Below are 18,749 nucleotides of genomic sequence, written 5' to 3' on the forward strand. Positions count from 1 at the left end.
GTTGCTTAAGTTTACATTTTCTAAACTTATAGAAAGCGTTTTGTTTCTCAATTTGGTTTTTAGTCTTTAACTTTCTTCATTAGGAAGTAATAAAAATAACATCATCATTCAAAATTTAACAATAGTGTTTTCCTACTAGGTATAATAGTTTATATTTGCGTCAAATTTAATTAGATGAGCCGAATTGCAATAAAAATTATTCTTGCGGCACTGCTGCTACAATTTGTAGCTTCTTGTGTTTCGCCAAAGGAAGTTGTATATTTTCAGAATCTCCCTGAAGAACTTGCCCAATTAGACAGCGTTCAAAACAATTTTAAGATTAAGCCGAATGACATCTTGAGCATTACGGTTACTGCATATGACCCTTCTGCGGTAAAACCTTTTAACCTAGTTTTGGAGTCAAAGGGAGGAGTGTTGGCGCAAAATCAAGGTTATTTAACAGATGTGGATGGGTTTATTAATTTTCCGGTTTTGGGAAGAGTTAAAGCAGCTGGCCTTACAAGGGCGGAGCTCAGTGAAAAACTTACTGAAGAGATTTCAGAATATATTTTAGACCCCATAGTCACTATAAATATATTAAACTTTAAGGTCAGTATACTAGGAGCAGTCAATAGTCCAGGAGTTTACTCTGTGCAAGGAGAGCGTTTTACACTTACCGAAGCTATCGGATTGGCAGGGGATCTAAGTATGTATGGGAAACGCGATAATATTTTGGTGCTTAGAGAGTCTAATGGTAAAAAGGAATATGCCTATTTAGATCTGAGAGATGCCAAAATTATGGAAAGTGAATATTATCATTTACAACAAAACGACCTTATATATGTTGAACCAAATAACAAGGTTGTGCAAACTGCAGGAATTGTAAGTGACCCTAGAACTATTTTGAGCATTATATCCTTATTGACTACTTTAGTGGTCGTTTTTATTAAATAAACAATGCAAGACTTACCACAAAATACCAATCAGCAACAAGAAACTTCAATCCGAGAGCATATTGATGCTTACCTAAGAAGATGGCCGTGGTTTGTACTAGCCGTTTTTATAGCCTTAAGTGCTGCATTTATCTATTTGCGATATACGCCATCTACCTATAGTGCAACAGCTACAATTTTAATAAAAAACCAAGGTAGCAAGTCGGCTTCCGAATTAGGTGCGTTTAAAGACTTGGGACTTGTGGATATGATGAATGTTGTCGATTTTGAGAATGAAAAAATTGTCCTGAACTCTAAGAGCCTTAGTGAAAAGGTGGTAGATGCTCTTAACCTTACGGTTAGATATTTTGTAGAGGGAAGTATATTAGACTCTGAAATCTTTAACAATAAACCTTTTGATTTAAAAGTGGTCTCTCCTCCGGATGAAACAAGAAGACCTCCAGGCCCCTTATATATTCAACCTATTTCAACTACACAATTTAGATTAAAAGCTAAAATTAAGGAAAAAAGTGATCTATATAATTTTGGAGACTTGATAGATCTAGGATGGGGTGTCGTTTTAGTTACCCCAAATGTTGAAGTCTTAAAAAAAGGGGAACGTAAAGGTTATTTTTCTGAAGTACGTGCCTCAATTAGTAATCGAGAGGGGGTTGCGGCAGGTATTCGTTCTGCAATTCAAGTAAGGTCCATGACGGATAGAAGTAGTGTTGTTAAACTCACGATGGTATCTACTGTGCCAGAAAAAGCAAGAGCAATTCTCAATGAGCTTATTGAACAATACAACGCCGATTCAATGAACGACCGGAACTTGATATCTCGTAATACCGCAAATTTTATTCAAGGCAGATTGGAGATAATTACCGAAGAGCTGGACAGCGTTGAAACTGGTAAAGTTGAGTATAAAGAAGAAAATCGTCTAACAAGTATTGAGGCAGAAAGCCAGATTTCTCTTCAAAATGCCAACCAAGCCGATATGCAGCAGATGCAAATAGAGACGCAGATAGCCTTGGTTAACACAATGATGGATTATTTAAAAAATAGTTCAGATACAGATTTATTGCCTACAAACTTAGGTGTGGGTAAAGAGAGTTTTGCTACGGGTATAAATGAATACAACAAGCTTATCATGGAGCGCAATCGCCTGCTGCAAAGTAGTACAACGAAAAACCCTTTGGTTGTTGGCTTGGATAAGCAGATTGGTGAGGTGCGAGGCAATGTGTTGGAAAGTATGGAAAATACTAAAAGAACACTGCGTATTAATTTAAGAGAAATCAACAGCCAGAGGAAAAATATTGGATCGGAAATTCATCAAATCCCTGAAAAAGAAAAAGACTTTAGAAGCATCAGTCGTCAACAGGAAATTAAAGAGTCGCTTTACCTATATTTACTTCAAAAGCGAGAAGAAAATGCTATTACTCTTGCTGTAACTGCGCCAAAAGCTAAGATAGTGGATTCAGCCTACAGTCAATCTATACCTATATCTCCTCAAAAATCAATTATAATTATAGGAGCAATTTTTGCTGGATTAATGATTCCATTACTCATAATCTACCTAAACCAGCTATTAGATAACAAAATTAGAAATCGAGCTTATGTGGAGCGCCACGGTGGCGATGTTGCAATAGTCGGAGAGATTCCAGAAATTGGTAAAAAAGACCATACTCTAGTAAAAACTAACGATACCTCGGTCTTGGCCGAATCCTTTAGAATATTAAGTACTAACTTAAAATATCTAGTACTGGATAAAGTAGAAAATGAAAGTAATGGAAAAACTATCTTTGTTACTTCAACGGTAAAAGGAGAAGGTAAAACATTTGTATCTGCTAACCTTGCCGTTACTTTGGCAAATGGTGGAGCAAGTGTTGTTGTAGTTGGAGCAGATATTAGAAATCCGCAACTACACCGGTATATAGAAGGTGATTTTAACGATAAGGGAGTCGTGGAATATTTGGTCTATCCAGATAGTACAACAGACGACTACCTTCAACCGGCAAACAATCAAAAAAATCTTTGGATGATGGTTACCGGAGCCATTCCGCCAAACCCTGCCGAACTGTGGATGCAAGACCGCGCCAGTGAAATGTTTGAGGAACTTGCTTCAAAATTTGACTATGTAGTGGTAGATACCGCTCCTGCAATGCTAGTAACAGATACCTTATTAATTAATAAATATGCAGATGTAACAATCTACACCTTAAGAGCAGGCTATACAGAAAAGAACCTACTTAACTATCCTTTAGATAATAAGAAAAACGGAAAACTTAAAAATATAGCATTCGCCTTGAATAATGTGACCATGGCCAACTTTGGGTATGGTAATAAATATGGGTACACCTACGGTAGCAATAAAAAGAAATCTTGGCGAAATATATTTGGAGGATAGTATAATCCTGAATAGACTAATAGTGGAGGCTGATAAACTAGCCTCCATTTCATTTGCCTGGAAGCTTAACTTCATTTCTAGAAAAAGTCTTTCTTCTTGTGGGCAAGTGTTATCATTATCACAATTTTATCAATTTTCAGGTAATAGATTTTGTTATCCTAAAAATAGCCGTTAATTTTGTCCTCTATTTAAAATCAATCTAAATTCTATATATAATGAAAAAGTTAGTATTAGTATTTATGGCCGCTCTTGCAATTAGTTGTGGCGATAACAAGAAAAAGGAAGAGAAGTCTAGTATGAAGATCGGTACGCCGAAAGTAGAAGAAAAATCTACTCCTACGGAATCCAATACTTCAACAGATTCTGACACTGCTTCTGATGTAGCGGTTGTAACCATTGAAGGGAATGACCAGATGAAGTTTAATAAAAGTGAAATTCGTGTAAAAGCAGGTCAAAAAGTTAAACTTACTTTAAAACACGTAGGGAAAATGAAAAAGGCAGTAATGGGGCATAATTGGGCTTTACTTACACAAGATGCAGATATAGCCACTGTTGGTCAAGCTGCTGCCACTGCGGCTGATAACGATTATATTCCAGCTGATATGACCGATAAATTTATAGTTCACACCAAAATGCTTGGTGGAGGCGAAAGCGATACCATCGAGTTTGAGGCTCCAGCACCAGGAACTTATACATTTATGTGTACCTTCCCTGGGCACTATGCCTTGATGCAAGGAAAGTTTATAGTTGAATAACTTCAACTATATAAAAAGTTAAAAAAAGCCGCAATAAAAATTGCGGCTTTTTTGTTATCAACTCCCACGGTAATTGTTTTTAGTCCGTGGTGCTATTTTCAACTTTAAACAAGATACAGTTAACCCTTCCTCGCTCTGGGAGCAAAGAGGCCTAACTAAACCTCATCTTCCCCATAGATTAAGTCAATAAATTCCTCTTTCTGAATATCACCAAAGTATTCTTTAACATTGATATCTTTTAGTAATTCTGAGATATTGTTTTTTTCATACTGCGTCCCTGTAAGTAAGTTTTCCAATTTTTCTACGGGTTCTTTTCCGAAGAAATCTCCAAAGACCTTAAATTCCTTTATATGGCCTTTTTCAACAAAAATTCGCAGGTCAATTTCTCCAACGGGGAATCGCTTATTGCGCTGGATGTTAAACTTTGGAGAACGACCATAGTTCCACTCCCACGTGTCGTACTTTTCTTCCTTTAATTGATGAACTGCCTCCCATTCTTCTGGGCTTAGATGATATGATTCAAAGGCTTCGCTTTCCTCATAAAGTCCTTCGAGCAACAACTGGCGAAACTCTTCAATAGTGAGTTGTTTTTTTAAAAACTCAGAAATATTAGCTACTCTGCTGCGCACAGATTTATGACCCTTGGACTGGATCTTGCTCATTTTAACGTTCAGGGCATTTGCAACTTCGCCTAAATCGGTATCCAGTAATAAGGTGCCATGGCTAACCATTCTTTTTCCCGTAGAAAACTGGGCCGTTCCTGAAATTTTCTTCTCTTCAACCTGGATGTCATTTCGGCCTTTTAACTCGGCATTTAGACCTAGGCTATTTAAAACCTTAATTACCGGTGCGGTAAATTTTTTAAAGTTGTTTAGGCTTTTTACATCGTGATTGGTGATAAAGCTAAAGTTTAGATTTCCAAAATCATGATAAACCGCTCCACCGCCCGAAATACGCCGTACTATATGAATGTTATTCTCTTCAATATAGTTCTGGTTAATTTCCTCCAGAGTATTTTGGTTACGACCTATTATAATTGAAGGTTCATTGATATAGAACAATAAATAGTCGTTTTCTGCACTAAAATTCCGCAGTGCATATTCTTCTAGGGCCAAGTTTAACTTCGGGTTGGTGTTGCCTTCGTTTTCTATAAAAATCATAGTCTGTTTGGTTTGGTACAAAGATAAATAAATGTTGGACGGGAAGGAAGAAACCAAGAAAGAAACCTAGGCGTTTTTTAGTTGAAAATTAAAGCGAAGTACCTAGGATTTCAGTATTTAGAAAACCGTTTTCAAATTTAACTATAAACCGATAATTATTCCTCAGAAATTTGAGTCGTACTAACCATTCAATCTCACTTAAACTTATACTTTTAAAAAAATGTTCTTAAAACTTGGTGGTTATTACGTCAGAAATTCTCAAATTTACACTTTGTTAATATTTGTTAAAAAAAATTGGTTTAATTAAGCTGTAATGTCTTATTTTAAATTAGATTTTTCAAAGACTTTGAGTTGCCACGAATGAATATACGGCAATTGAATTTTGATAGCTAGGGATGCTGCCTAGGGAAAGGAATTCAGTTTTCGCAATTTTGTTTACGCGCTATCCCCAGTATAACGCAACTCGAGTAATATAAACAAGTTGTTTTAAATAATTGATGGTTTAATGCAACTGTCAGCGACTTTGTTTATTTAAAATTTAGAGTTTTGATTGGAGTTTATACAAAATAGCTCTTAATCAATCTGATTAGCAAGCATACTGAATACTATGGAGAAAGTTGTAATATATGGAACTGGGCACCACGCCGAGGTGATAGCGTACGAAATGAAGGCGTATAACCTACACGATGTGGTGGCATTTACGGTAAAGGAAGAATATTTGGATAAAACTGAATTAAACGGACTTCCAGTTGTGCCATACGAGGAACTTAAAGAAGTGTATCCACCAGATCAATTTAAGATGTTTATAGCCATAGGGCCGCAACACGTTAATCGTTCCAGGGAAAACATGTTTAATGATGCTAAAAAAAGAGGATATAGCCTTGTAAACTGTATTTGTCCTACCCCTTATAAATCAGAAGACCTTATTGTGGGGGAGAATGTATATTTAGATTACGCTTCCCAAATTTCAAGATTTGTTGAAATTGGCAATAATGTAATTATTATAGCCTCGCAAATTGGGCATCATTGTAAAATAAACGACAATGCTTTTGTCTCTGGTAGCATCATGGCAGGGAATATAAATTTGGAGAAAAATGTTTTTATTGGGTTGGGCTCTACTATAGGCCCAAATATTACCCTTGGTAAACATACCGTGGTGGGCTTGGGATGTGTTATATCTAAAAATACTGCTCCAGCTTCGGTTTACTCAAATCAGTCTACCCGAAAACAAACGTTTGATTCTTCGAGGTTAAAACTATTATAATCCTTAATTTTAGTGTTAAGAGTATTGCTTTAATCAATTAAAAATCCAGATTTGAAAATCTTTATATTCGGTCAATCTACAGTGCATTGGGGAAGGGTAGAGTTCGGTAATATTGGGAACTACTATATTGTAGAACCCGCCATTAGAATGTTGCACCGCACTTTTCCACAGGCCAAAATAAAAACTACCCTACAGTTGTCTAAACGTTTTTGTAGTGATGAGAATATTGAAGTCGTTCCCATGGAATGGTATTATGGCTTTAATGAACAAGATTTGCCCGTGGCTCAAAAGGAATATAGGCTCGCATTAAATTTTAATAATGGGAAACCGCTTCCAGAAACAACTCCTTTTATGGATGCAGTTCTGGAGGCCGATCTGATAATTGACTTTAGCGGTGATATCTGGGGCGATAACGCAGATTTTTTGGGTGAAAACCGTTTCTTGGTTGGGCTATATAAAGACCGTACAGCCCAATTATTAGGAAAGAAAACCGTTATGATGGCTGGTTCTCCAGGACCATTTAGCCCAGGGAAAAATCTTGACTTTGCAAAAGAGGTTTTTAAAAACTTCGATCTTGTAACCAACAGGGAAAGCTATAGTAGAAACGTGTTAGAAGAATACGGTTTTAATCTAGACAAACTTAAAGATTTAAGTTGCCCATCTTTTTTGTTTGAGGCTAAGAAAGATTTTAATCCCGCTGATATTCATCCTTTGCTAGACGGAAAGGAATCGGACTTGGTGGTAGGTCTTATTCTCTGCGGATGGAATTTCCCAACCCAAGCTTTTGATACAACGAAGCGATCAGACTCAGACTACGATTTTTTGGTAACCCCATTGATAAAGTTTCTCGATGAGAATAAGAAATTGAAACTTTGTTTAATGTCCCATTCCAATGGATTCAATCCGGGGGAGGAACCTTTTCGCCTACTTCAAGGCCGAGATTACGAAAACATCAAACAATTGGAGGATATATTAATAAGAAAAGGCTATGAAAATAGAATTTTTGCGCTGAATGATGTATATGATCCCTGGACAACAAAAGCCATAATCGGAAATTTTGACATGTTAATCAGCGGTAGAATCCACGGTGCGGTAGCCGGTTTGAGCCAGGGGGTGCCAACAGTAATTATAGATTACGGCAATGGCCCAGAAGCCCATAAATTAAAAGGTTTTGCGAAAGAAGCTGAAATGTTGGAATATGTAGCTAACCCTAATAAAACCGAAGATATTTATAATAAAATTACCGATTGCATCCTAAACCTTAAATCCATAAAAGAAAAACTTGATAAGCAAATTCCAATTGTTAAAGAAAAATCTAAACAGAACTTTGAGCTTTTAAAAGAAATTTTGAAATGAAGAAAATAGGAATCATGCAACCTTACTTCTTGCCGTACATCGGTTACTTTCAACTGATAGCTATGGTAGATGAGTTTGTTATCTATGATAATATTGAATTTTCTAAGGCCAGTTGGATTAGACGGAATCGTATGCTTCAAAACGGGAAAGGTGTCTATTTCACCCTTCCTGTTAAAAAAGATTCAGACTTTTTAGATGTAGATCAGCGTTACCTGATTGACGATTTCAAGCAAAAGGGCGATAAGCTCCTACGGAAAATCGAGGCTAACTATAAAAAGGCACCTCACTTTGAAACCTTCTTTCCCATTGTAGAAAAAATTATTTCTTATAGAGACTTTAATTTGTTTAACTACATTCTTTATAGTGTAGAAACAATAAAGGAATACTTAGAAATTCAAACCCCCATTAAGGTGTTTTCGAAAATAGGAAAGGAAATTAATCAACTAAAGGCTCAAGACAAGGTTATTGGGGTTTGTAAAGCATTGCATGCCACGCATTATATAAATTCAGCTGGAGGAAAAGAGCTTTATAACGCAGAAGATTTTGCTAAAGAACAAATAAAGCTAATTTTTTATAAGACTGAGGCTATAACCTATTCGCAATTTGGAGAAGAATTTGTGCCCTTGCTTTCAATTTTAGACGTCTGCATGTTTAATAGCCGTGAACAGATTAAAACTTTTTTAAAGGAGTATAAGATCATTTCACCAACAATGAAAGCCTATTCATTCAACAAATCAAATGTACAACAGATTCAGGAGCACCTTTGGCGTGTAGATCAAGATTTTAAACCCGCCTTACACACCTATGTAGATATAGACGCTTACGCGCAAAAAATAGCGGATAGTGCCGTTCGACTAGAGTTCTTTGTTGAAGATAAATTAATAGGCCTGATGGCTAGTTATTACAATCCTGAAAAACAGTTTCTTTTTATCACTAACTTTAGTATTGAGAGTAAGTATCGTGGTCACGGGATGGATTTGATCATTGGTCTTTTACACTACTTAGGAAACCAAAATTCTACAGTTTCTCCAGAAATAGAAGTAGTTGCCAAAGATTTCTCTAAAGTTCTTTTTGATGATTTAAAAGGAGCTAAAATTCCAATATCCAGTGTGCGTACCGAAGTTCGAAATGCCAACCAGAAACTGATAGCATTCTATAAAAAACTCGGTTTTTTCGAACTTAAGAAAGAGCTGCAATCTACTTATCTGATTAAGCAAATATGAAAGCGCCTTTAGTTTCAATACTTTGTGTAACCTACAATCACGAACAGTTTATTGGTGCTTGTCTTGAAAGTTTGGTAAGTCAAAAATGTGACTTCAATTTTGAGATCTTAATTCACGATGATGCCTCTACCGATGGCACACAAGACATTATTAAAACCTTTCAAAAAAAGTATCCCGATATAGTTAAACCTATCTTGCAGACCGAAAATCAATGGTCTAAACAGGCAGGAGGTATTAACCTACGGTTTAATTATCCAAGAGCAAAAGGAAAGTTTATAGCGCTTTGTGATGGTGATGACTATTGGATAGGGGCTGATAAACTTGAAAATCAAGTACGTTTTTTAGAAAACAACCCGAATTATTCATTGGTTTGCGGCGGCTATAATCTGGTTGAAAATGGAGTAGAAACCCCGGTGATTAAATCGGGACTGGCAGCTACAGAAAAAGAAGATGAGAAAGGCTTTAGCTTTAATTTGGAAGCTTTGATAAAAGGCTGGTTTATACGGCCCTCTACCGTTTTATTTCGGGACCTGCCAGATCAAGCTGATATTATGGAGAGCTATGAATTTTCATTTGATGTCCACCTTTTTTATCATCTGTTAAGAACGAAAGATGCTTATTATAGCAAAGCTGTATTAGCAGGTTATAACCGGCATGGAGGTGGTGTTTACAGTGGAAGAAGGCCTCAAGACTTATTGTTGGCGCATTATTATATCTTTAAAGAAATTTATGAAAGGGATAATAATGAATTTGTTAAGAAAAAGTATTTAGATATTTCTTATAAGGTTCTCAATTTAAGGATTTCGGGGCTAATGCCTACGCGAAAAATTAAAACGTTAGCATTAAAAAATAAAAATGTCGGAATCAGGGATCTCTACAAAGAAATAAAGTCCTTAATCAATACAAAAGAGGAGCAACAAAAACTGCAAAAAAGCTTAATACCTTTACAGTTAAAACTGATAAAAGCGAAGGTTTTTAGGTTGCTTTCTCCATCTAAAAAAGCCTAATTAGCTTTACCGAATAGGTGTTTAGCCTACCAATATTAATAGTATGAGCAAGTCCAAAGGAATTTTTAAAGAATACACATCGGGGTTTTCTTTTTTCTATGCCCACCTCCGAAACAAGGTGTTTTTGATTTTGCTACTAAGCGTCTTAATCAGTGTTCTGGATGCTTTGGGTTTATCGATGTTCTTGCCTTTATTGCAAGTTCTTAACCAAGAAGGCGGGATAGATGCTTCTAGTATGGGGAAGTTAGGTTTTTTAGTAGAAGGCCTTCAAAATTTGGGTATCAGTCTCAGCTTAACTAAGATTATCTTGGTTATGTTGGCCTTTTTTATAATAAAGGGTGTGGTAAAATACTTTGCCAATATCTACTTTATTGTTTTGCAACAGGCGTTTATCAGAAAAATGCGGATGTATCTTTTAAAGGGACTCAACCAAATTAGCTTTAAACAGTTTATGTTAACCGATTCAGGTCGCATCCAAAACACCTTAAGTGGCGAGGTAGATCGGGTTTCCAATGCCTTTACCACATATTTTGGCACCCTTAGAAACGCGTTGATGGCTTTGGTTTATCTTGGCTTTGCCTTTCTTATTAACCCTGGCTTCGCACTCTTGGTAATTATCTTTGGCGTTATTTCACACTTTTTATTTAGAATGGTCTATTCGCGTACTCGGAAGGCATCTAGAGGCTTAACCAATCAAAACCACGTTTTTCAGGGGCAGATTATTCAGCATGTAGCGCACTTTAAATACTTGCGTTCTACCGGAATGATTGATAAGTTCACTAAAAAGCTTGAGGAAACTATTGTTTCCATTGAAGCCTCACGAAAACGATTGGGGATGTTATCCAGTATTGGTGGTGCCGTTGTAGAACCGGCGGTAATTGTTGTATTGGCAATTGTTATGTGGGTGCAGTTTTATTTTTTTGGCGGCACCTTGAGTACAGCCATGGTTAGTTTGCTGTTTTTCTATAGAGCGCTCACCTCCTTAATTGGCCTACAAGCCCAGTGGAACACTTTTTTAAAGGTCTCGGGGTCCTTAGAAAATATTGAATCGTTTAGCGTATTACTAGAGCAACATGAGTTTAAAGATGGCACACGTCCTTTTAAGAAATTTACTTCGGGCATTGCTATCGAGGATCTTAATTTTGCTTATGGTACAAAACCAATCTTAAAAAACATAGACCTTCAAATTTCAAAAAATGAAAGCTTAGCTTTTGTAGGTGAAAGTGGGAGTGGTAAAACCACGCTAATTAGTTTAATTACTGGCCTGCTAAATCCCGATAGCGGAAGCATTAAGGTAGAAGGTGTAGCTTTAAACGAATTTCAATCTAAGTCATACCAAAAACGCATTGGTTATGTAAGCCAGGATCCTGTTATTTTTGATGACACCCTCTTTAATAATGTAACATTTTGGGCGCCAAAGACACCAGAAAACCAACGTCTTTTCGAGGAGAGTATTCGCAAGGCTTCATTAAAGGAGTTTATGGATGAACTCGAAGGAGGTGAAAATGCGATTTTAGGAAATAACGGAATAAACTTAAGTGGCGGACAACGACAAAGAGTTTCTATTGCTAGGGAACTCTATAAAGATATCGATGTTCTTATTTTAGATGAGGCTACTTCGGCCTTAGATTCTGAAACCGAAAACGCAATCCAGAGCAGTATTGAAGCGCTACAAGGAAAATATACCATACTAATTGTAGCACACCGTCTTTCCACAATTCGCAATACCGATAGAATTGTATTTATGGACAAAGGGGCGATTATAGATGTTGATTCGTTTAATAACTTAATCCAAAAACAAGATAGGTTTAGAAGAATGGTAGAATTGCAGGAGTTGTAAAATTTATGAAAATTTGAACTGGTCTATAATTGGTGTCTTGTAATGGGCTTGACGAAATTGATTTCATTATCAGGTTATTATGTTTTTAGGTATTAGTCGTAGGTCGTACGTCGTATCGCGTCGTAAATGTCAAACTCGACTGAAGTTAAATCAAACCTTAATTGGTCTATTTATCTGCGAAGCATAGATTATCTTATCAAAAATGTATAATTTCGCGACCTATTTAAAAAGCATAAATAACACCCACAAAACCACATGCAAAAACTGAAAAATTTAGTCAAAAAATATTTTAAGGATTTTTCCTTTTTCTACCGATACCTTCGGGGTAAGATATTTATTGCTTTTATTCTGAGCGTTGGTGTAAGTTTTCTTGATGGGTTGGGCTTAACTATGTTTATCCCTTTACTGCAAATAGTAGAGGATGGGGGGATGGCAAATCCAGATGAAATGGGGCAGTTGGGAATATTTGTAAAGGTAATACAGGGGTTAGGTATTCCGATGACATTAATAGGGGTGTTAGTTATTATGATTGTATTTTTTTCCTTAAAAGGAGTCGCCACTTACTTACGCAGTATTTACCTTGTTATCTTATTACAGAGTTTTAATCGTAAAATTAGATTAAACCTTCTAAACCTTTTAAATCGACTGGATTTTAAACGCTTTATATTATCAGATGTCGGGCGTATTCAAAACACCATGACAGGTGAAGTAAGTAGAGTTGCCTCCGCCTTTGCCAATTATTTCCGTACTTTTCAGCAAGCTGTTATGGTACTTGTTTACATTGGTTTTGCCTTTATGGCGGATGCCCAATTCGCTATCTTGGTTAGTATTGGTGGAGTCTTGACTAATTTGCTATATAACTTTATTTATAAACGCACAAAGGGCGCATCTCGGGAACTTACGCGTTACAACTCTGCGTTTCAAGGTCAGGTCATACAGCATGTAGGGCATTTTAAGTATTTAAAAGCCACTGGTATGGTAAATACTTACGGTGGGAAGCTTAACGAAACCATTTTTAATATTGAAAAATCCCTTAGACGTATTGGTTCTTTAAATGCAATTGCTACTTCTGCACGCGAACCTATGCTGGTTTTTATTATTGCAATTGTAATTTTTATTCAAGCCACTTTCTTTGGTGGTAATATTGGCGTAATTTTAATAAGTTTATTGTTCTTTTATAGAGCACTTAGCGCTTTAATGGCATTGCAAGGTCATTGGAATTCATATATGGCGGTTTCTGGATCCATTGAAAATATGCAAGACTTTCAAAAACACTTAGAGGCTGGAAAGGAAAAAGTTGGGAAAACTGCTATTAAGAGCTTTAAAAAGAGTATTAATATATCAGATGTTAGTTTTTCGTATGGAAAAGAGCAAATACTAAAAAATATTAACCTTGAGGTTAAGCACAATGAAAGCGTAGCCTTTGTTGGCGAAAGTGGAAGTGGAAAAACGACTTTAATTAACCTAATCGCAGGTCTTTTGCCAGAAAGCGAAGGTCACATATTAATTGATGGTACTCCGCTAAGAGAACTAAATAAAGAGACTTATCAAAAGCGAATTGGTTACGTAAGCCAAGATCCAGTGGTCTTTAACGACACCATTTACAATAATGTAACTTTTTGGGCGCCACCAACCCCTGAGAATCTAAAACGTTTTGAGCGAAGTGTAAAACAAGCCGCACTCCATGTTTTTCTTGATGAGTTGCCGGAAGGAAAAAACACCCAGCTTGGTAATAACGGAATTAACTTGAGTGGCGGACAGAAACAAAGGATCTCTATTGCTCGCGAACTATTTAAGGAAATTGACATCCTGATTCTGGATGAAGCAACTTCGGCCTTAGACTCTGAAACTGAAAAAACAATTCAAAAAAGTATTGATGCCTTAAAAGGTGAATATACTATCTTGGCTGTTGCCCACCGTCTTTCTACCATTCGTAAGGCCGACCGTATTGTCTTTATGGATAAGGGTAAAATTTTGGACGTGGATAATTTTGAAGGCCTAGTCCAAAAACAGGAGCGGTTTAAAAAAATGGTAGAGCTTCAGGAATTATAAACGATACAATAGATAGAGTTACTACTTAATAAGTAGCTAAAAATATAGAATAACCATGAACAACTTAAAAATAGCACTTCAAGCCGGATTGTTGGCAGGAAAAAAAATCATGGAAATTTATCGGCAAGACTTCCAAGTTGAGCTTAAAGCCGATCAATCTCCTCTGACTAAAGCCGATCAGGAGGCGAATCAGGTTATTCTGGATTCCCTTAAACCAACAGGAATACCGGTTATTAGTGAAGAAATTAAAAACATGCCATACGAGGAACGTGCAACATGGAACTCATGTTGGATTGTTGACCCCTTGGACGGCACAAAGGAATTCGTAAAGAAAAACGGAGAATTCACAGTGAACATTGCCTTGATAGAAAACGGAGTACCTGTATTAGGGGTTGTTTTTTGGCCCGTAAACCATAAACTGTATTTTGCTTCAGATGATATAGGAAGCTTTAGCATTACCTTAAAGGATGACCCCCTACATACAGATATAGACACTTTGATAGGTCAAGCTACAAAACTAGAAACACAAACCAAGACAAAACCATATACTGTTGTCGCTTCGCGCTCACACTTATCTGAAGAAACAGAAGAATTTATCGAAAAATGTCGTACAGAATATGGCGATGTTGAATTGGTGAGTCGGGGTAGTTCGCTAAAGCTTTGCATGGTAGCCGAAGGAAGCGCCCATGTGTACCCTAGGTTGGCGCCTACTATGGAATGGGATACTGCAGCAGCCCATGCCGTTGCGAAATACGCTGGTTGCAAAGTTTTACATTTTGAAACTCGCAAGGAACTGAAATACAACAAAGAAAACTTGTTAAACCCTTATTTTATTGTAACTCGGTAAAACAGAATTAAGTGATGCTTTACTAAATTAAACAAATTATAAACCATGGCCTTGAGCTTCGCATTACCAATCCAGCAAATAATTGTCTGCGGCGTCACCTTGGTGTTAATTGTTTTTTTATTTTTAGAACGAGTTAGACCTGCCTTTTTGTTTTTTACGGCCGTCTTGATTTTCTTATTGGTGGGCATCATCGATACTGCCGATTTATTAGAGGCCTTGGCTAATGAATCAATCCTCAGTGTTTTCCTATTAATTTTTATCACCACAGGAATAAAAACACATTTTAATTTAATTGGCTGGTTAGATCGGCTTTTTGCGAAAGCTAAGAATGGTAAAAATTTTATGCTTCGGATGACCACCACGGTGGCGGGCGCTTCGGCAGTATTGAACAACACTCCAATCGTCGCTTTGTTTTTGCCCTACGTATATCAATGGTCTAGAAAAAACAAGGTTTCCCCTTCCAAATTATTAATACCCCTTAGTTTCGCTGCTATTGCAGGGGGGATGATGACGGTTATAGGTACTTCTACCAACTTGGTTCTAAAAGGCCTAATTGAAGCTAAAAATGAAACTCCTCCGGGCATTTTAGATTACCTGCTTCCGGGGTTATTTGTGAGTATTGGTGGTATTTTGTTCCTATATTTTTGGGGCTACAAACACTTGCCCAACCGTATAGATCTCTTAAAAGAGGTTGAGCGACAACCACGAGAATATCTGGTTGAAGTGCGCATTGTAACCAATTCTTCAATAATAGGTCAATCTGTAAACCAAGCTGACTTAAGAAATCTAAAGGGAGTTTACCTCTTTGAAATTATTAGGGAGGGTAGAAGTATTTCGCCAGTGAGTCCGCAGGAGGTTATTCAAAAAGGCGATGCTCTGGTATTTGCGGGAGATACAGATAATATTATGGAACTCCTGGAGCGAAAACAGGATTTCACCCCACCCTTGGGTATTGATAAAAATGAAAAATTAGACCGCTTAAACATTATTGAAACCGTCATTCCTTTTAATAGTGAATTGGTAGGCAAAAGTCTAAAAGATTTAGAGTTTCGAGAAAACTATGATGCAGCGGTACTTGCTGTTCACAGAAAAGGGGAACGCTTAAACGGAAAAATTGGAGAGCTTCCCTTACAGGCAGGAGATTTATTGCTGATTTCCCCCGGAGAAACCTTTCAGCATCAAATGGAAAACCGTAAAAGCCTTTACTTGGTTTCTACCCATCAAAAAAGAAATAAAGCCCATTCCTTGGCAAAAAAAGGATTTGTAGTCGTATTAATTGCTTTAATTGCGGGGATTTCCTTTGGGGTTTGGTCCCTGTTTTTTGCACTTTTATTACTTATGGCTTTTATGGTTGCTACAAAACTGCTGAGTATTGGTCAGATTAAACAGGAGCTCGATATTGATTTATTAGTCATTTTAATATCTTCATTAGCTTTTAGTACTGCCTTGATTCAATCGGGAGCTGCCCAATTATTGGCCGATAACCTAATGCTGTTTTTTCAACCCTTGGGGCCTGCGGGGGTAATAATAGGAGTTTATATAATCACCTTGCTCCTTACTACTTTTGTAACCCATGTAGCTGCCGTTTCTATCGTTTTTCCCATTGGTTATGCCTTGGCGCTTCAATTACCAGATGTAAATAGTACCGCCCTTTTTCTGGCTATTGCTTTTGCGGCATCGGCGTCATTCCATTCCCCCTTCAGCTATCAAACTAACACGATGGTTCTTGGCCCTGGCGGATATAAACTCAAAGACTTTATCAAAATAGGAAGCCCATTCACACTAATTTATTCTATTTTGGCATTGGCTTTTATTCTGTTGTATTATTAAAATTATAATCATGAAAGAGAAACTACACATCATCCCCCACGATCACGTTATTACTCAAGATGACCGTAATAAACTTCACGGCCATCAATCCAAGGTGATCTGGTTTACGGGATTATCAGGCTCGGGAAAATCAACCCTTGCCAGCCGTCTGGAGCAATTACTGATGGAACAGGGCATGCACACCTATATTCTAGATGGCGACAACGTACGTTCGGGCCTTAATAAAGACTTGGGCTTTACCGAAGAAGACCGCTATGAAAACCTGCGTAGAATTGCTGAGGTTGCAAAGCTTATGACAGATTCAGGGCTTATCGTGTTGAGTGCTTTTGTATCACCTTTAAATAAAGACCGCGAAATGGTACGAGATATCATTGGAAATAATAATTTTGTGGAAATTTATATAGCCACTTCTTTAGAAGAATGTGAACGCAGAGATGTTAAAGGCTTATATAAAAAGGCAAGGTCGGGAGAAATTAGTAATTTTACAGGCTTATCTGCTCCTTATGAGCCGCCGGAAAATCCAGATTTGGTTATCCGTACGGAAAATCAAAATGTAGCGGAAAGTGCAACCCAAGTGCTTAAATTTTTATTAGAGGTTCAAAAAATAAACCAGCTATGAATTCATATTATTTAAATTATTTAGACGAATTGGAGGCCGAAGCAATTTATATTCTTCGCGAAGTATATGCCCAATTTGAAAACCCCGTAATTATGTTTTCAGGGGGAAAAGATTCAGCCTTGGTGACCCATTTGGCTAAAAAAGCTTTCTATCCCAATAAAATACCTTTTCCTTTATTGCATGTAGATACCGGTCATAATTTCCCAGAAACCATATCTTTTCGCGATGAACTAGTAAAAAAACTAGATGTTGAATTGCTGGTTGGTTCTGTTCAAAAGTCTATTAATGACGGGCGTGTTGCAGAGGAACGTGGAAAAAACGCTACCAGGAACGCCCTACAGATTACTACCTTACTCGATGCAATTGAAGAGCATAATGTAGATTGTGCAATAGGTGGAGCACGACGTGATGAAGAAAAGGCACGCGCTAAGGAACGCTTCTTCTCACACCGTGATGATTTTGGCCAATGGGATCCAAAAAATCAACGTCCCGAGTTGTGGAATCTCCTTAATGGAAAATATTTTGAAGGCGAACATTTTAGGGCGTTCCCTATCAGTAATTTTACCGAAATGGACGTCTGGAACTACCTAACCCGCGAACAAATAGATTTACCCTCCCTATACTTTGCCCATGAACGCGAAGTAGTATGGCGAAACGATACATGGCTACCCAATTCAGAACATCTTAAGCTGGAGGACGGAGAAGAAGTTGTAACCAAGAAAATACGCTTCCGAACTTTGGGCGATATTACAATTACGGGCGGTATTGAAAGCGAAGCAGACACCTTGCAGAAAATAACTGAGGAAGTCGCCACTATGCGTAAAACCGAGCGTGGCAATCGTTCAGACGACAAACGTTCAGAAACCGCAATGGAAGATCGAAAAAAACAAGGATACTTTTAAAGAAACACGAATTAACGCAGATTAGCACGAATTTACACGAATTAGCACGGATTAACGCGGATTGACACCGATTAAGATGACCGATAAGAACAAATTATTATTTGAAGCTGAAACCTATAATATAATAGGAATTTGTATGAAGGTACACCGCAGTATGGGAGCCGAGTTTTTAGAGTCGGTTTATCAAGAAGTTTTGGAAAAAGAATTCACAACTCAAAAAACACTTTTTAAAAACATAAGAAATTAAATTTATATTCATAATTAGTCAGAAAAAAATAAAATGGTTTAATTAGAATCCGAATAAGCCTTACCCCAGCCCTAAAGGGCGGCTTATTCTCAATATTAGAGTGTTTTTACACCCTTTAGGGTTGGGGCAAATAAAAATACGGTTCATGTTTTTCATTTGATGCCTAAAGCCTTTTACAAACAATTAAACAATTACTTACTGGCAACAAATAAAGAATTAGGCATGCTTGTAAATTTCGGAAAGCCTTCCCTCGAATATAAAAGAATTATAAAAACAAAGCATTCGCACAAAAATTCGCAGTAATTCGTGACGATTCGCATAACTTTTAACTC

General features: G+C 37.1%; 16 protein-coding genes. 15 read left to right on the top strand and 1 reads right to left on the bottom strand.

From position 1 onward, the window contains the following. Positions 1-174 precede the first annotated feature (174 nt). The 3 genes from QPK98_RS11605 to azu all read left to right on the top strand — a co-directional run bounded on the left by QPK98_RS11605 (position 175) and on the right by azu (position 4,070). Positions 175-933 (top strand): polysaccharide biosynthesis/export family protein, encoded by a 759-nt coding sequence (locus tag QPK98_RS11605; protein WP_310993550.1) that lies wholly within the window; start codon positions 175-177, stop codon positions 931-933. Between the two features lie 3 nt (positions 934-936). Then, on the top strand, positions 937-3,315 hold the full coding sequence (locus tag QPK98_RS11610; protein WP_310993551.1) for a GumC family protein: 2,379 nt from the start codon (positions 937-939) through the stop codon (positions 3,313-3,315). Positions 3,316-3,530: 215 nt separating this feature from the next. Then, a complete protein-coding gene (gene azu / locus QPK98_RS11615) occupies positions 3,531-4,070 on the top strand; it encodes an azurin (RefSeq protein WP_310993553.1) in 540 nt (179 codons plus the stop codon). A gap of 155 nt (positions 4,071-4,225) precedes the next feature. Here the strand turns inward: azu and lplA are convergent, their stop codons facing one another. Continuing rightward, complete coding sequence (gene lplA, locus QPK98_RS11620; RefSeq protein WP_310993555.1) at positions 4,226-5,230, bottom strand: lipoate--protein ligase; 1,005 nt, start codon at positions 5,228-5,230, stop codon at positions 4,226-4,228. Positions 5,231-5,837: 607 nt separating this feature from the next. Here lplA and QPK98_RS11625 point away from each other — a divergent pair. From QPK98_RS11625 to QPK98_RS11680, 12 genes are all read left to right on the top strand, one after another. Continuing rightward, positions 5,838-6,494 (top strand): PglD-related sugar-binding protein, encoded by a 657-nt coding sequence (locus tag QPK98_RS11625; RefSeq protein ID WP_310993556.1) that lies wholly within the window; start codon positions 5,838-5,840, stop codon positions 6,492-6,494. Between the two features lie 51 nt (positions 6,495-6,545). Then, entirely contained in the window at positions 6,546-7,850 is a 1,305-nt protein-coding gene (locus QPK98_RS11630) for a polysaccharide pyruvyl transferase family protein (RefSeq protein ID WP_310993557.1), read from the top strand. Then, positions 7,847-9,073 carry a WbqC family protein gene (locus tag QPK98_RS11635; protein ID WP_310993558.1) on the top strand — a complete coding sequence of 409 codons (1,227 nt, stop codon included), beginning with the start codon at positions 7,847-7,849 and terminating at the stop codon, positions 9,071-9,073. Before QPK98_RS11630 ends, QPK98_RS11635 begins: the two co-directional genes overlap by 4 nt. Continuing rightward, a complete protein-coding gene (locus QPK98_RS11640; protein WP_310993560.1) occupies positions 9,070-10,080 on the top strand; it encodes a glycosyltransferase family 2 protein in 1,011 nt (336 codons plus the stop codon). The genes QPK98_RS11635 and QPK98_RS11640 overlap by 4 nt, the downstream gene beginning before the upstream one ends. Positions 10,081-10,123: 43 nt before the next feature. After that, entirely contained in the window at positions 10,124-11,920 is a 1,797-nt protein-coding gene (locus QPK98_RS11645; RefSeq protein WP_310993562.1) for an ABC transporter ATP-binding protein, read from the top strand. 255 nt (positions 11,921-12,175) lie between these two features. Beyond that, complete coding sequence (locus QPK98_RS11650; protein WP_310993563.1) at positions 12,176-13,972, top strand: ABC transporter ATP-binding protein; 1,797 nt, start codon at positions 12,176-12,178, stop codon at positions 13,970-13,972. A 55-nt stretch (positions 13,973-14,027) separates the two neighbouring features. Then, complete coding sequence (cysQ, locus tag QPK98_RS11655; protein ID WP_310993564.1) at positions 14,028-14,819, top strand: 3'(2'),5'-bisphosphate nucleotidase CysQ; 792 nt, start codon at positions 14,028-14,030, stop codon at positions 14,817-14,819. A gap of 45 nt (positions 14,820-14,864) precedes the next feature. Continuing rightward, positions 14,865-16,649 carry an SLC13 family permease gene (locus QPK98_RS11660; RefSeq protein WP_310993565.1) on the top strand — a complete coding sequence of 595 codons (1,785 nt, stop codon included), beginning with the start codon at positions 14,865-14,867 and terminating at the stop codon, positions 16,647-16,649. A gap of 10 nt (positions 16,650-16,659) precedes the next feature. After that, positions 16,660-17,268: an adenylyl-sulfate kinase gene (gene cysC / locus QPK98_RS11665; RefSeq protein WP_310993566.1), complete on the top strand. Its 609-nt coding sequence runs from the start codon at positions 16,660-16,662 to the stop codon at positions 17,266-17,268. Next, positions 17,265-18,170 (top strand): sulfate adenylyltransferase subunit CysD, encoded by a 906-nt coding sequence (gene cysD, locus QPK98_RS11670; protein ID WP_310993567.1) that lies wholly within the window; start codon positions 17,265-17,267, stop codon positions 18,168-18,170. Before cysC ends, cysD begins: the two co-directional genes overlap by 4 nt. A gap of 76 nt (positions 18,171-18,246) precedes the next feature. After that, positions 18,247-18,417, top strand: coding sequence for a GxxExxY protein (locus tag QPK98_RS11675; RefSeq protein WP_310993568.1), 171 nt, complete (start codon positions 18,247-18,249; stop codon positions 18,415-18,417). Positions 18,418-18,576: 159 nt separating this feature from the next. Then, positions 18,577-18,720, top strand: coding sequence for a GxxExxY protein (locus tag QPK98_RS11680; protein ID WP_310993570.1), 144 nt, complete (start codon positions 18,577-18,579; stop codon positions 18,718-18,720). Positions 18,721-18,749: the final 29 nt, after the last annotated feature.

Source organism: Aequorivita marina, assembly GCF_031631895.2.
Classification (GTDB): Bacteria; Bacteroidota; Bacteroidia; order Flavobacteriales; family Flavobacteriaceae; genus Aequorivita; species Aequorivita marina.